Here is a 12396-nt window from a genome sequence, read left to right as displayed (position 1 = left end):
GTGTCCGGTGATGCGGAACTGACGCACGGTAGGACATACGACAAGACGTACGACAGGACATACGACAAAGCGCATCGTAAACGCGGTGCCGAACTGTGTCCCCCACCCCGCGCAGCCGTCCTGTGCCACCCGTCTGTCATGACCGCCCGTCCCCGACAGGTGGACCTAACCTGCGGAGATGACTCCCTTGCCGGATTGTTTCTGCCCGGTGGACGGCACCCGCGTCCCCACGGACTCGCTCGCGTGGTGCTGCCCGGTCTGCCGCGGCCCGCTCGACCTGGACTTCGCCCCCACACCCGCGACGCTCAAGTCCCTGACGGGACGCGTTAATTCGCTCTGGCGGTACACGGAGTGCCTGCCGCTCTCGTCCCCCTCGGTGTCACTGGGCGAGGGGCGCACCCCGCTGGTCGCGCTGAAGGAGGGGGTCTCGGCCAAGCTGGACTTCCTGATGCCGACCCTCTCCTTCAAGGACCGCGGTGCCGTCCTGCTCGCCGAGCTGGCGCTGCGGCTGCGGCCCCGGCGGGTCGTCGCGGACAGCAGCGGCAACGCGGGCACGGCCGTCGCCGCGTACTGCGCACGGGCCCGCCTGTCGTGCACGGTGTACGTCCCCGAAGGCACGTCCGCGAAGAAGCTGGAGCAGATCGGGGCGCACGGGGCCCGCCTTGAAGTGGTCCCGGGCGACCGGGAGGCGGCGGCGTCCGCGGCCCGGGACGCGGCGGACGAGGAGGGCACGTTCTACGCCTCACACGTCTTCAACCCGTACTTCCTGCACGGCACGAAGACGTACGTCCACGAGGTGTGGGAGGAGCTCGGCGGACGGCTCCCCGAGGTGCTCGTGGTCCCGGTCGGGAACGGCACGCTCCTGCTCGGCGCGGCGCTCGCCGTCGCGGAACTGCACGCGGCGGGCCTGATCGACCGCAGACCCGCGCTGTACGCGGTCCAGTCCGCGGCCGTCGCCCCGCTGGCCCACGCCTGGCAGGAGGGCACCGACGACCTGGTCGGGGTCACCCCTGCGGCCCCCACCGCCGCGGAGGGCATCGCGATCCCCCGCCCGCCGAGGGCACGCCAGATCCTGCGGGCGGTACGCGAGTCCGGCGGCACGTTCCTCACCGTGACGGAGGACCAGCTCCGCCACGCCCAGACCGACCTGGCCTCCCAGGGCCTGTACGTGGAATCGACAGGCGTGGCGTGCTGGGCAGCGGTGCGAGAGGGCGCCCTGGCCACCCGCACAGCGGTGATCCCCCTATGCGGAGCGGGCCTGAAATCAGGTCTATCGACAACCCCACACCGGTGACACACCCACTCGCGCCTCTTGGGGGCACCTTCAGGGACACCGTCAGGGGCGCGGGGAACGGCGCAATCCGTCGCCTTTCAGGGGCGCGGGGAACTGCGCGACCAGCCACACCCCACCCGCACCCGACGACAAACCCCCCTCACTCCCCCCGCGGAGCGCCCGCCGCACCCCCCAGGAGGGCCAACCGCCGCTGTTCCTCCTCCACCACCCGCCGAGCGATCGACCCGTCCGACACGTCGACCGCGTCCGGCGTCGCCTCGGCGACATCACTACGCCGGGCGTACGCGTCGAAGAGCCGCGACTTGCTCTCCAGGATCCGCAACAGCCGGTCGTCCACGCTGTCGGTCGCGAGCAGCCGATGCACCTGCACCGACCGGACCTGCCCCATCCGATGCGCACGGGCGACAGCCTGATGCTCCAGCGTCGGCTTGACCTGCGGCTCGCACAGGATCACCACGGACGCCGCCTGGAGGTTGAGCCCGACCCCACCGGCCTCGATCTGGCAGAGCAGCACCGCGTGCCCCGCCGCGTCCGTGAACTCGTCGACGAGCTGCTGCCGCCGGACCGCCGGGACACCGCCCGCCAGCGGCCCCAGCGCCCCCTCCCCCACCGCCTCCTGGACGGCGGCGAGGACGTCACGGAAGTACGAGAAGACAACGACCTTCAACCCGTTCGCGGCGGCCTCCGCGACCAGCTCGCGCAGCCGCTGCAGCTTCGCCGACTTCTCCGGGTGCGCGTACGCGGCTCTGCGCATCGCCATGAAGTTCCCGGCGGCCACCGCCGCCCGGTAGGCGTCCTGGTCGGCGGCGCTGAACTCCTCCCACTCGTCGACCTGGACCAGCGCGGGCAGTTCGGTGAGCACGTCCTGCTGGTTGCGCCGCAGGTAGGCGGGGGCGACGGACCTGCGGAAGGTGTGCGGGCCCGCGACGGCGTCGCTGCCCTGGATCTTCGGCACCAGGTCGGGCTGGAGGTAGCGGACGAGCGTACGGAACTCCTCGACGCGGTTCTCCATCGGCGTACCCGTGAGGAACAGGACCCGCTCGCAGCGGTCCGTCCAGCGCGCGACGGCACGCGAGCGGCGGGCCTCGGGGTTCTTGACGTAGTGCGCCTCGTCGACGACGAGCGCGGCAGGCGCGTCCAGCGGGTGCTCGGCGGCCTTCCTCGGGTCCGGCAGGGTGTGCAGCACGTCGAAGGTGGTGACCGCGACACCACCGCGCTCGCGCCACTCGGCGTACGCGTCCAGCCGCTCGGGGCCGTGCACGGGCACCGCGCGCAGGGTGCTGCGGGAGCCGATCTCCCGCGTCCAGTTGATGAGTACGCTCGCCGGGCACACCACCAGGAAGTGGCGGTGCCCGTCGGCGGCCAGGTGCGCGAGTACCGCGATGGCCTGGACCGTCTTGCCGAGCCCCATCTCGTCACCGAGGACGACCCGCCGCTGGGCGAGCGCGAACCGCGCCCCGAAGGACTGGTAACCGCGCAGCGAGACACGGCAGTGGGTGTCGTCGAGCCCCTGCGCGTGGACGCGGTCGGCGACCTCCGCCGGCAGGAAGCCCTCGGCCGCCTCGACGTCGGGCGCGCTGCCGGCGATCTCGGCGAGCTGGCTGTAGTACTCCGCGGACCGCAGCTCGAAGTCCACCCACGCCTCGGCGTCGGACGCGGACTCCCTCAGCAGGTCGGTCGAGGCCTGGGTGAGCAGCATCGGTACGCCCTTGGAGACGGCGTCGGCCACCAGGGAGCGCAGCTCGCCCACGGCCGCCAGCGCGCGCTCGCGGCCGGCCCTGCCCGTGAGCGCCATCCGCAGGCGCCCGCCGGCCGGCCGTGCCGCCGGGAGCAGCGCCGCGATGTCCCGCTCCAGCGCGGCGGCGGCGTCCACGGCCCGGCGCAGGTCGGGGCCCGCCTCGACGATCCGCCGCAGCGCGATGACGAGGGCGGTGCTCCGCGGCTCCGGGTGATCGACGTCGATCCTCACCGACACGGTCTCCTCCAGCGCGCGGCCGATCTGCCGGGCGGCGGCGAGCGCCTGGTCGGCGGTCTGCGCCCCGACCCCCGGGATCTGCCGCAGCGCGTGGCGGCTTGCCTCGAACACCGGCCGTACGCTGCCGAATCCGGCGCTCTCCAGGGCTCCGAGCCGCAGCCGCCCCTCGGTGACGTCCTTCAGCCGGGAGACGGGGATGCCCTCCATCTCCTGGGCGACCAGTTCGGCGAGGAGCGGCGCGAGTGCGGTGCGCACCTGCTCGACCGCGCGTGCCCGGTCGGCGAGGACACCCCGGGCGAGCCCGGCCAGCCGCTCTCCCCTGGCGACGACCTCCCTGGCCCTGCGTCCCACCGTCACGGGGCCGCCGCCCGCCCTCGCGCCCTCCGCCATGTCGCCCTTCTCACCCCGCACACCCCGACCGAGCGGTCATCCTGCCACGGACCTCTGACACGGCCCGCGCTCAGCTCACTCGGTCCGCTCGGTCCGCTCGGTCCGCTCGGTCCGCTCGGTCCGCTCGGTCCGCTCGGCCCGCTCGGCCCCGGGGGGGCGTCCCCCGTCAGAGCTACGCGCAGGTGTCCACCCGGCGGTGACGATTCCCGGGCCTCGAATCCATAGCTTTTCCCCATAGCCCGCGGCGCTCAGGCCGCGGCTCTGACACAGGGGTTCTCATGAGGCTGGTCTGGCAATTCTTGGCTGTCGCCGCGGTCGCTCTGGTCGGCGGTCAGGCAACCATGGCGGCTGACGGCAAGCCGTGGATCCAGTTGGCCATCGGCCTCCCGACCGCCGTGCTCTCGGTGCTCGTCTACCGGTGGGTGGTGGGGCGGACCGAGCACCGCGCGGTCACCGAGCTGGACCTGGAGAAGGCCCCGGCCGCGCTGGGCCGCGGCACGCTGATCGGCGCCGCGCTGTTCACGGCCGTCATGGTGAACCTCTTCACCTCCGGGTACTACGACGTCGACGGGCTGGCCTCGGTGTCGGGCGCGATGGGGCTGCTCGGCTTCATGGCCGCCGCCGCCGTGACGGAGGAACTGCTGTTCCGCGGCGTCCTGTTCCGGATAATCGAGCGACGCCTCGGCACCTGGCTCGCGATGGCACTGACCAGCGCGCTGTTCGGCCTGATGCACCTGACCAACCCGAACGCGAGCCTGTGGGGCGCCGCCGCCATCACCATCGAGGCCGGCACCATGCTGACCGCCGCGTACGTGGCCACCCGCAAGCTGTGGGTGCCGATCGGTATGCACTTCGGGTGGAACTTCGCCGCGGGCGGCATCTTCAGCACCGAGGTCTCGGGCAACAACACCCCCCAGGGGCTGCTGGACTCCACGACGTCGGGCCCGAAGCTGCTCACCGGCGGTGACTTCGGCCCGGAAGGCAGCGTGTACTCCGTGCTGTTCGGTGTGCTGACGGCGATCGTGTTCATGTGGCTGGCCTACCGGCGCGGCCACGTGGTGCCCGCTCGCGGCAAGGGCGCGGGCCGCGTCGGCACCACCGTTACACTCCCCCGATGACGAGTCTTCGGCGGGCCGCGGCGTGGGCCACGCGGCGGTGGCAGCGGACCGACATACCGAAGCGGTGGCACCGGTCCCCCGTCGTGGTCCGGGATCTCCCGCTCGGGCTGGCGTTCCTCGTCGGAGGGTTCCTGACGAACTCTCACGGGACGAAGGTCGGCGACCTGCCCGACCGTCCCCTGGACGCCCTGGCCGTCCTGGCACTCGCTCTCGAATGCCTGCCCCTGTCGGTACGCCGACGGCTGCCGATCGTCTGTATCGCCCTGGTCTCGGCCGGCTTCGCCCTCGACCAGCTCCGCGGCTACCACACGATGGCGGGCACCACGCTGCCGATCGCGCTGCTGAGCGTGAGCGCCCATCAGGACCGCTTCCGGCGCACCACCGCGACCGTCCTCACCGTGGCGTTCGTACCGCTGGCCGTCGCGCTGTCCCGGCCCGGCAAGGGCGAACCGGCGAGCGAGTTCGTGATGCTCTACCTGTCGCTGGTGCTCGCCTGGGGCATCGGGGCGTGGCTGCGCTCCACCCGGATCGCGGACGCCGAACGCCGCCGCCGTATCGCCGAGGACACCCGCACCGCCGAACGCACCCGTATCGCAAGCGAGCTCCACGACGTCGTGACCCATCATGTGACGGCGATGGTCGTACAGGCCGAGTCGGCGCGCTATCTCACCGCGTCGCCCGAGCGTCTCGACCAGACCCTGACCGCCGTCACCGACACCGGCCGACGGGCCATCACCGACCTGCGGCATCTGCTCGACCTGCTCAACCCGGACCACGGCACCGAGTCCAGGACACCCCCGGCGGGCCGACTGCTCACGCTCGTGGAGCAGACCCGCCGGGCCGGGCAGCCGGTGGAGTTCACCGAGGAGGGCACCCCGGCGGAGTCGACGGGCAGCGCCGACCTCGTGGCCTACCGGGTCGTGCAGGAAGCCCTGACCAACGCCCTCAAATACGCTCACGGCAGCCGCACCTCGGTCCAGGTGCGGCACGCCAAGAAGGAGATCACCGTGCAGGTCAGTACGGACGGGTCCGGCTCGCGGGCCGGCTCCCCCGGCGGGAGCGGGCGGGGCCTGGCCGGTCTGCGCGAACGGGTCGACGTCCTGGGCGGCGACTTCAGCGCGGACCCGCAGCCGGCCGGCGGCTTCGTCGTACGCGCCCGGATACCCGCGGGGAGCTCTTCGTGACCTCACCGATCCGGGTCCTGGTCTGCGACGACCAGGTGCTGATCCGCACCGGCCTCGTGACGATCATCGACGCGCAGCCCGACCTGGAGGTGGCGGGCGAGTGCGGTGACGGGCGGGCCGCGGTCGACCTGGCCGCCCAGGTGCACCCGGACGTCGTGGTGATGGACGTACGCATGCCGGTGCTCGACGGCATCGGGGCCACCCGTCTGCTGGCCGGCGCCGGGGTGGCGAACCCGGTCAAGGTGCTGGTGGTGACCACGTTCAACCTGGACGAGTACGTCTACGAGGCGCTGCGGGCGGGGGCGAGCGGCTTCCTGCTCAAGGACGCCCCGCCGGCCCAACTGCTCCACGGGATCCGGACCGTGGGCACGGGCGCGGCCCTGCTGGACCCCGAGGTGACGCGCCGGCTCGTGGGCAAGTACGCCGCCCGCATCCGGCCGGCCGACAGCGCCCCGCAGGACATCCCGCTGACCCCGCGCGAGCTGGAGGTCCTGCGTCTCATCGCCAACGGCCTCTCCAACAGCGAGATCGCCGCGGCCCTCGTGATCAGCCCGGAGACGGTCAAGACCTTCGTCTCCCGCATCCTCGCCAAACTCAACCTCCGCGACCGCGTGCAGGCGGTCGTCTACGCCTACCGCCAGGGCCTGGTGACCTGACCACCTGACGGGCGGTGGCCGCCGCACTCGCCGCACTCGCGGATGTCAACCGGTCAACCAGTCAGCCGGTCAGTCGACGGGCCGTACCGTCGCCATCGCACGGTCGACGGCCTCCCGGTACGAGCCGTTCGCGCCTGCGGCGAGCCAGGAGTGCTGCGCGGCCACCAGGCAGCCGAAGGCGGCGGCGGTCACCGCGCGAGGCGTCGGATCTGCGACGGCGTAGGGCGCACCCGCCGCCTCGGCCCTGCCGCGCGCCTCGTCCACCACGGCGTCCTGCAGCCGCTGGAGCCTCTGCAGGTATCCGGCCCGTAGCGCGGGGCTCTCGAAGACCATCCGGTGGACCGGTTCCATCTGCGCCGCGCGCTCGGGCATCTCGGACATCAGGACCAGCACCTCGAACACCCCGCGCAGCGACGTCCAGAGGGGCTCGTCGGCCGGGCGGGCGCGGAACGCGGCGAGCATCTCCTCGACGGCGAACTCGAACTTGCCGAGGACGATGTCGTCCTTCGTCGCGAAGTAGCGGAACACACTCCGCTGGGACATTCCGACGGCCGCCGCGATGTCGTCGATGGTCGTGGCCTCGAAGCCACGCTCGACGAAGAGCGCGTTCGCGGCCTCGGCGATCTCTTTCCGCACCGCGCGGCGCGTGCGTTCCCGTAGCCCAGGCTGCCTGTCGCTCATGATGCGCCGAGTCTAGCGACCCGGCCTGACGCCCGGCCTGACGATCGACGCAACCTTGGCAGCGACTGACAGATTAGGCGTAGACTGTCAGCCATATCCGTCAGGCGGCCCACCACCCCGGGGAAGAGACCATGAACGAACCCAGAACCGTCGTCATCACGGGCGCCAGCGACGGCATCGGAGCGGCGGCGGCAAGCCGGCTCCACACGCTCGGGCACCACGTGGTGGTGGTCGGGCGCCCCCGCGGAAGACGCGTGCCGTCGCCCAGGAGATCGACGCGCCCCACCATGTCGCCGACTTCGCGCGCCTGGACGACGTCCGCGCCCTCGCCGGCGAACTGCTGGCCGCCCACCCGCGCATCGACGTGCTCGCGAACAACGCCGGCGGGGTCTTCGGCGACCCCGCCAAGACCGTCGACGGGTTCGAGATGACCTTCCAGGTCAACCACCTGGCGCCGTTCCTGCTCACGCGGTTGCTGATGGACAGACTCGTCGAGGGCGGGGCGTCGGTCGTCCAGACCTCCAGCGTCGGCGGACGCATGCCGGGCAAGCTCGACATCGACGACCTCGACCACGACCGGAGGTTCAGTCCGGTACGGGCCTACGGCGCGGCCAAACTCGAGAACATCCTGTTCACGAAGGAACTGCACCGCCGCTACCACGCGCAGGGCGTCTCCGCCGCCGCCTTCCACCCCGGGAACGTCGCGTCGAGCTTCGGTACCCAGTCCGACAGCCCGGTCCATCGCTTCATCACCACGAACCGCGTCACGCGCGCCGCCCTGCTGACCACCCCGGAGAAGGGTGCCGACCAATTGGTCTGGCTCGCCGAGGGCCGACCGGGCACCGACTGGGAGTCGGGTGGCTACTACGAGAAACGCAAGCCAGCCAAGACCAGCGCACAGGCCGCCGACCCCGACCTCGCCCGCCGCCTGTGGGACCGCTCCGAGAAGCTGCTGGCCTGAACGGCGGCGGCAACGACCCCTGGTACGAACTCGGTCCGGCGTGCCTCCCGGATGCCTCCGGTGGCTCTCACCTCGATCCGATGCGCCTCCGGACCGGTGCCGAAGCGGCGGCGATCCCGCCGGACGAGAACCCGTGTCGACCAGACCACGAGGACCACCGGGCCGGCCCCGACAACCGATACCGACACCATCGCGTTCCCCCGTCGTCCATGGGCCCGCCGAACGACCCGGTCGTCGACCGTTGTCGGCGCCATCGTGCCCTGCGCGCCGTCCGGAGCCCGGAAGGTCAGTTGCCCGCCCGCGTCGGCGACCAGTCGATTCCCGCCGCGGTCAGGACGCGTCCGTACTTCACGAGGCGGCGCCGCGCGAGGTACAGGCCGAGTGCCCACAGCGCCGCGAAGAACAGCCAGACGGCGGCGCAGACCAGCAGGGCCGTGGCGGTGAAACCGGCCTGGGAGAGCGGGATCAGCATGACGAGCGGGAGGAGCACCAGCGCGATCAGGCCGCGCCGCCGGTGGCCGCGGCTGTAGTCGACCATGATCCGCGCATGCAGCAGGTCGACGTCCCGGCGGACCTCGGGGAGCGGACGCAGCCGCCTGCCTCCTGGCCGCATACCGGGCAGCGGGCCGCCCCCGAGCGCCGTGGGGTGCAGCTCCGCGGTACGGGTGGCGCGCTCCACCGCGTCCGGCGCGCGGCGGAAGGCGAAGTACGGATTCGGGCTCCCCTTCGGGGAGAGCGGGGAGAGACCGTCGTACCGGTAGCCGTACTGCTCGGCGACATAGGCGAAGGCGGCGAACCTGCGCCAGGACCGCTGCAGATTACGGGCGTCGTGCCGCTGGGCCCCCTGCGAGCCGTCCCGCAACAGGGCCTTCAGTTGGGGCTGTAGGAACATCGCGCCTCCTGGGTCCGATTCTGCGGGCACGGTCAGCATGCCGTAGCGCTGTGGTCACGACGATGGCGGAACCGCTCGCACCACGGATAGCTTCCTATCACCTGAATGATCCGGATCCCCGCGCGTGGGAGGCCGGCGGCAGACGTAGGGGGAAGCACAGTGGGTTCGTCGAAGTACCCGAATCTGGGGTTCGATCCGGCACCGGGAGACCTGGAGACCGTACGGCAGATGGTCTCCGCGATCGGTCGGGTCGACCGGGACAGCGGCACCGCGCAGACCCAGCTCAGCAGGATCGGTACGTCCGACGGGATCTGGGTGGGCAGGTCGGCCGACACGTTCACGAAGTCCGTCGACAAGATTCCCCCGTATCTCAGGAAGGCTCTCGACTCGGTCGGTTCGGCCCATCGCGCGCTGTCGGCCTGGGAGACCAGCCTGGACGGCTTCCAGACGCGGGCCCGCGCTTTGGAGGAGCGAGCGGCCGCGGCGGCACGGAAGGTGAACACCGCGAGAGGCGGTCTGGACGGGCTGCCCAAGGACACGTCCGCTCTCTCCGACAAGGACAAGGACGAGCACGACAAGGACAAGAAGGACAAACAGAAGGCCTACGACACGGCCGACCGACGCGCGCGGATCGGTGGGCCGGTGACGGCTCCCCAGCGGTAACCGGCATACGAACCCCCGGGAACGCTGCCGGGATCCGGCAATGCGGGAGCCGATCACTCTTGGGCAGAATACCCACCAAGGGGAGCCACGGATGGCCCCGGTGCCGGGTATCGGCAGGGACGCCGATCCCGCACCGGGGCCGGCTTTCCCCTCGGGCCGGACGCGATGACGTGACACGTCGGGGGAGGTAGGCATGCGGGCGTTCTTCGAAGCGAGTATCGACCTTCCCGCCCTCCTGTTCCCCGACGAACCCGAGCCGCTCCCGGAAACCGGGGCCCTCGTGGGCGACCGCACCTCTGTGCCGTATCCGCGGGACCACGCTGTCTGAGTCGCGCCGCGGCTGAGCCCGTCCTGACTTCCCGGTTTCCCGCCTCACCCGCCTTCTTCTTCATGCCTCAGGGCCTCGGGCCTCGTCAGGCATCTCCTCGGCACGGCGAATCGCTTCGCCACGGCTCCATTCCGTACGCCTGCATTCCCGTACGCCTTCATTCCCGTACGCCTTCATTCCTTACGCCTCAAGGACGTATGCCATGGACTCCATCACTGTGGGCGTCGGCGTGCTCGTCGCCGTCGTCCTGCTCGCCACGCTCGCGCTGCTGTTCGTGTTCTCCCGGCTGTTCCGCAAGGTCGAGCAGGGCAAGGCCCTGATCGTGTCGAAGATGCGCAAGGTCGATGTGACCTTCACCGGGCAGGTCGTCCTGCCCGTGCTGCACAAGGCCGAGGTCATGGACATCTCGGTGAAGACCATCGAGATCATGCGGGCCGGGCGGGAAGGGCTGATCTGCCAGGACAACATCCGCGCGGACATCCGTATCTCGTTCTTCGTGCGGGTCAACAAGACCGTCGAGGACGTCGTCAAGGTCGCCCAGGCCATCGGGACCGCGCGGGCCAGTGACAAGGACACGCTGCAGGAGCTGTTCAACGCGAAGTTCTCCGAGGCGCTGAAGACCGTCGGCAAGCAGATGGACTTCACCGACCTCTACACCAAGCGCGAGGAACTGCGGTACCGGATCATCGAGATCATCGGCATCGACCTCAACGGCTACAGCCTGGAGGACGCGGCGATCGACTACCTGGAGCAGACGCCGCTGACCCAGCTCGACCCGGCCAACGTCCTGGACGCACAGGGCATCCGCAAGATCACCGAGCTGACCGCCATCGAGCACGTGCGGACCAACGAGTTCCAGCGCACCGAGGAGAAGGAGATCACCCGGCAGAACGTCGACGCCCGGGAGGCCATCCTCGAACTGGAGCGCCGGCAGGCCGACGCGGAGATCAAGCAGAAGCGGGAGGTCGACACCGTACGGGCCCGTGAGGAGGCCGAGACGGCGCGCGTGGTGGAGGAGGAGCGGCTGCGGGCGCAGGGCGCGTTCCTCAGGACCGAGGAACAGCTCGGCATCCAGCGGGAGAACCAGGCCCGTGAGGTCGCCGTCGCGCAGAAGAACCGCGAGCGGGTCATCGCCGTCGAGAACGAGCGCATCGAGAAGGACCGCCTCCTGGAGGTCATCGCCCGGGAACGGGAGACCGAACTGACCCGGATCTCCGCCGAGAAGGAGGTCGAGACCCAGAAGCGAGACATCGCCGAGGTCGTCCGGGAGCGGGTCGCGGTGGACCGTACGGTCGCCGAGCAGGAGGAGTCCATCAAGAAGCTGCGTGCCGTGGAGGAGGCCGAGCGCGACCGGCAGACGGTCGTCATCGCCGCCGAGGCCCAGGCGCAGGAGAGGCTCGTCAAGGACATCAAGGCGGCTGAGGCCGCCGAGCAGGCCGCCACCCACCGCGCCGCCGAGCAGCTCACGCTGTCGGAGGCCGCGCTGAAGTCCGCCGACCTGGACGCACGGGCCAAGCTGCGGCTCGCCGAGGGCATCCAGGCCGAGGCGGCGGCCGAAGGGCTCGCGGCGGTCCAGGTCCGCGACAAGGAGGCCGAGGTCATCGAGAAGGCCGGCCTCGCCGAGGCCCAGGCCACCCAGGCACGCCTCAAGGCGGAGGCCGAGGGCGCACGGGCGAAGGCACTCGCCGAGGCCGAGGCGATCAGCGGCAGGCTGAAGGCCGAGGCGGCCGGACTGACCGAGAAGGCCGCCGCGATGGCCGCCCTGGACGACGCGTCCCGCGGCCACGAGGAGTACCGGCTGCGCCTGGAGGCCGAGAAGGACGTCCGGCTCGCGGGCCTGGAGGTGCAGCGGCAGGTCGCCGAGGCACAGGCCACGGTGCTGGCGACCGGCCTGGAGAACGCCGACATCGACATCGTCGGCGGGGAGTCCGTCTTCTTCGACCGGCTCGTCTCCTCGATCGGCCTCGGCAAGAGCGTCGACGGGTTCATGCGGCACTCCGAGACCGCGCAGGCGCTCGCGGGGCCGTGGCTGGACGGCAGGTCGAGCTTCACCGACGACATCAGCCGGGTCCTCGGCTCGGTCTCCACGTCCGACATGCAGAACCTGACGGTCTCCGCGTTCCTGCTGAAGCTGATGAAGACGGGCGGCGCCCACGCCGGCCCGCTGGAACTCCTCATGGACCGGGCGGGCGAACTGGGCCTGGCCGACCTGCCGCTCACCGAGCTGAACGGCGGCGTCAAGGCCTGACCGCCC

General features: G+C 71.2%; 10 protein-coding genes and 1 pseudogene. 8 read left to right on the top strand and 3 right to left on the bottom strand.

The window, feature by feature from the left end; all coding sequences use genetic code 11:
- Positions 1–178 precede the first annotated feature (178 nt).
- Complete coding sequence (locus tag ACLVWQ_RS07630; RefSeq protein WP_414107462.1) at positions 179–1294, top strand: threonine synthase; 1116 nt, start codon at positions 179–181, stop codon at positions 1292–1294.
- A gap of 139 nt (positions 1295–1433) precedes the next feature.
- Here the strand turns inward: ACLVWQ_RS07630 and ACLVWQ_RS07625 are convergent, their stop codons facing one another.
- On the bottom strand, positions 1434–3659 hold the full coding sequence (locus ACLVWQ_RS07625; RefSeq protein WP_414107461.1) for a DEAD/DEAH box helicase: 2226 nt from the start codon (positions 3657–3659) through the stop codon (positions 1434–1436).
- Between the two features lie 278 nt (positions 3660–3937).
- Between ACLVWQ_RS07625 and ACLVWQ_RS07620 the strand changes: the two genes are divergently transcribed.
- Genes ACLVWQ_RS07620 through ACLVWQ_RS07610 form a run of 3 tightly spaced genes read left to right on the top strand, consistent with a single transcriptional unit; the run spans position 3938 to position 6617 of the window.
- Entirely contained in the window at positions 3938–4777 is an 840-nt protein-coding gene (locus tag ACLVWQ_RS07620; protein ID WP_414107460.1) for a lysostaphin resistance A-like protein, read from the top strand.
- Entirely contained in the window at positions 4774–5961 is a 1188-nt protein-coding gene (locus tag ACLVWQ_RS07615; RefSeq protein ID WP_414107459.1) for a sensor histidine kinase, read from the top strand. Before ACLVWQ_RS07620 ends, ACLVWQ_RS07615 begins: the two co-directional genes overlap by 4 nt.
- Positions 5958–6617, top strand: coding sequence for a response regulator (locus tag ACLVWQ_RS07610; RefSeq protein WP_414107458.1), 660 nt, complete (start codon positions 5958–5960; stop codon positions 6615–6617). Before ACLVWQ_RS07615 ends, ACLVWQ_RS07610 begins: the two co-directional genes overlap by 4 nt.
- A gap of 69 nt (positions 6618–6686) precedes the next feature.
- On the opposite strand, the gene ACLVWQ_RS07605 is transcribed toward ACLVWQ_RS07610, so the two are convergent.
- On the bottom strand, positions 6687–7298 hold the full coding sequence (locus ACLVWQ_RS07605; RefSeq protein ID WP_414107457.1) for a TetR family transcriptional regulator: 612 nt from the start codon (positions 7296–7298) through the stop codon (positions 6687–6689).
- Between the two features lie 131 nt (positions 7299–7429).
- Here ACLVWQ_RS07605 and ACLVWQ_RS07600 point away from each other — a divergent pair.
- Positions 7430–7495 (top strand): annotated as a pseudogene (locus tag ACLVWQ_RS07600) (hypothetical protein); the annotation flags it as partial.
- 74 nt (positions 7496–7569) lie between these two features.
- Entirely contained in the window at positions 7570–8259 is a 690-nt protein-coding gene (locus tag ACLVWQ_RS07595) for an SDR family NAD(P)-dependent oxidoreductase (RefSeq protein WP_414107811.1), read from the top strand.
- Positions 8260–8545: 286 nt separating this feature from the next.
- On the opposite strand, the gene ACLVWQ_RS07590 is transcribed toward ACLVWQ_RS07595, so the two are convergent.
- Complete coding sequence (locus tag ACLVWQ_RS07590; protein WP_414107456.1) at positions 8546–9151, bottom strand: hypothetical protein; 606 nt, start codon at positions 9149–9151, stop codon at positions 8546–8548.
- Between the two features lie 159 nt (positions 9152–9310).
- On the opposite strand from ACLVWQ_RS07590, the gene ACLVWQ_RS07585 reads away from it, so the two are divergent.
- Together ACLVWQ_RS07585 and ACLVWQ_RS07580 are read left to right on the top strand one after the other, a co-directional pair.
- Entirely contained in the window at positions 9311–9814 is a 504-nt protein-coding gene (locus tag ACLVWQ_RS07585) for a putative T7SS-secreted protein (protein WP_414107455.1), read from the top strand.
- Positions 9815–10344: 530 nt separating this feature from the next.
- Positions 10345–12390, top strand: a complete 2046-nt coding sequence (locus ACLVWQ_RS07580; RefSeq protein ID WP_414107454.1) for a flotillin family protein — start codon at positions 10345–10347, stop codon at positions 12388–12390.
- Positions 12391–12396: the final 6 nt, after the last annotated feature.

It is taken from the genome of Streptomyces sp. CWNU-52B (assembly GCF_047444975.1).
Classification (GTDB): Bacteria; Actinomycetota; Actinomycetes; order Streptomycetales; family Streptomycetaceae; genus Streptomyces.
The sequence above is the reverse complement of the archived record's forward strand: the minus strand, read 5'-3'. Positions and strand labels throughout refer to the sequence as shown.

Bases quoted from the DNA above. Each gene is read 5' to 3' on its own strand.
- ACLVWQ_RS07630 (WP_414107462.1), top strand. From the start codon at position 179: ATGACTCCCTTGCCGGATTGTTTCTGCCCGGTGGACGGCACCCGCGTC.
- ACLVWQ_RS07625 (WP_414107461.1), bottom strand. From the start codon at position 3,659: ATGGCGGAGGGCGCGAGGGCGGGCGGCGGCCCCGTGACGGTGGGACGC.
- ACLVWQ_RS07620 (WP_414107460.1), top strand. From the start codon at position 3,938: ATGAGGCTGGTCTGGCAATTCTTGGCTGTCGCCGCGGTCGCTCTGGTC.
- ACLVWQ_RS07615 (WP_414107459.1), top strand. From the start codon at position 4,774: ATGACGAGTCTTCGGCGGGCCGCGGCGTGGGCCACGCGGCGGTGGCAG.
- ACLVWQ_RS07605 (WP_414107457.1), bottom strand. From the start codon at position 7,298: ATGAGCGACAGGCAGCCTGGGCTACGGGAACGCACGCGCCGCGCGGTG.
- ACLVWQ_RS07590 (WP_414107456.1), bottom strand. From the start codon at position 9,151: ATGTTCCTACAGCCCCAACTGAAGGCCCTGTTGCGGGACGGCTCGCAG.
- ACLVWQ_RS07580 (WP_414107454.1), top strand. From the start codon at position 10,345: ATGGACTCCATCACTGTGGGCGTCGGCGTGCTCGTCGCCGTCGTCCTG.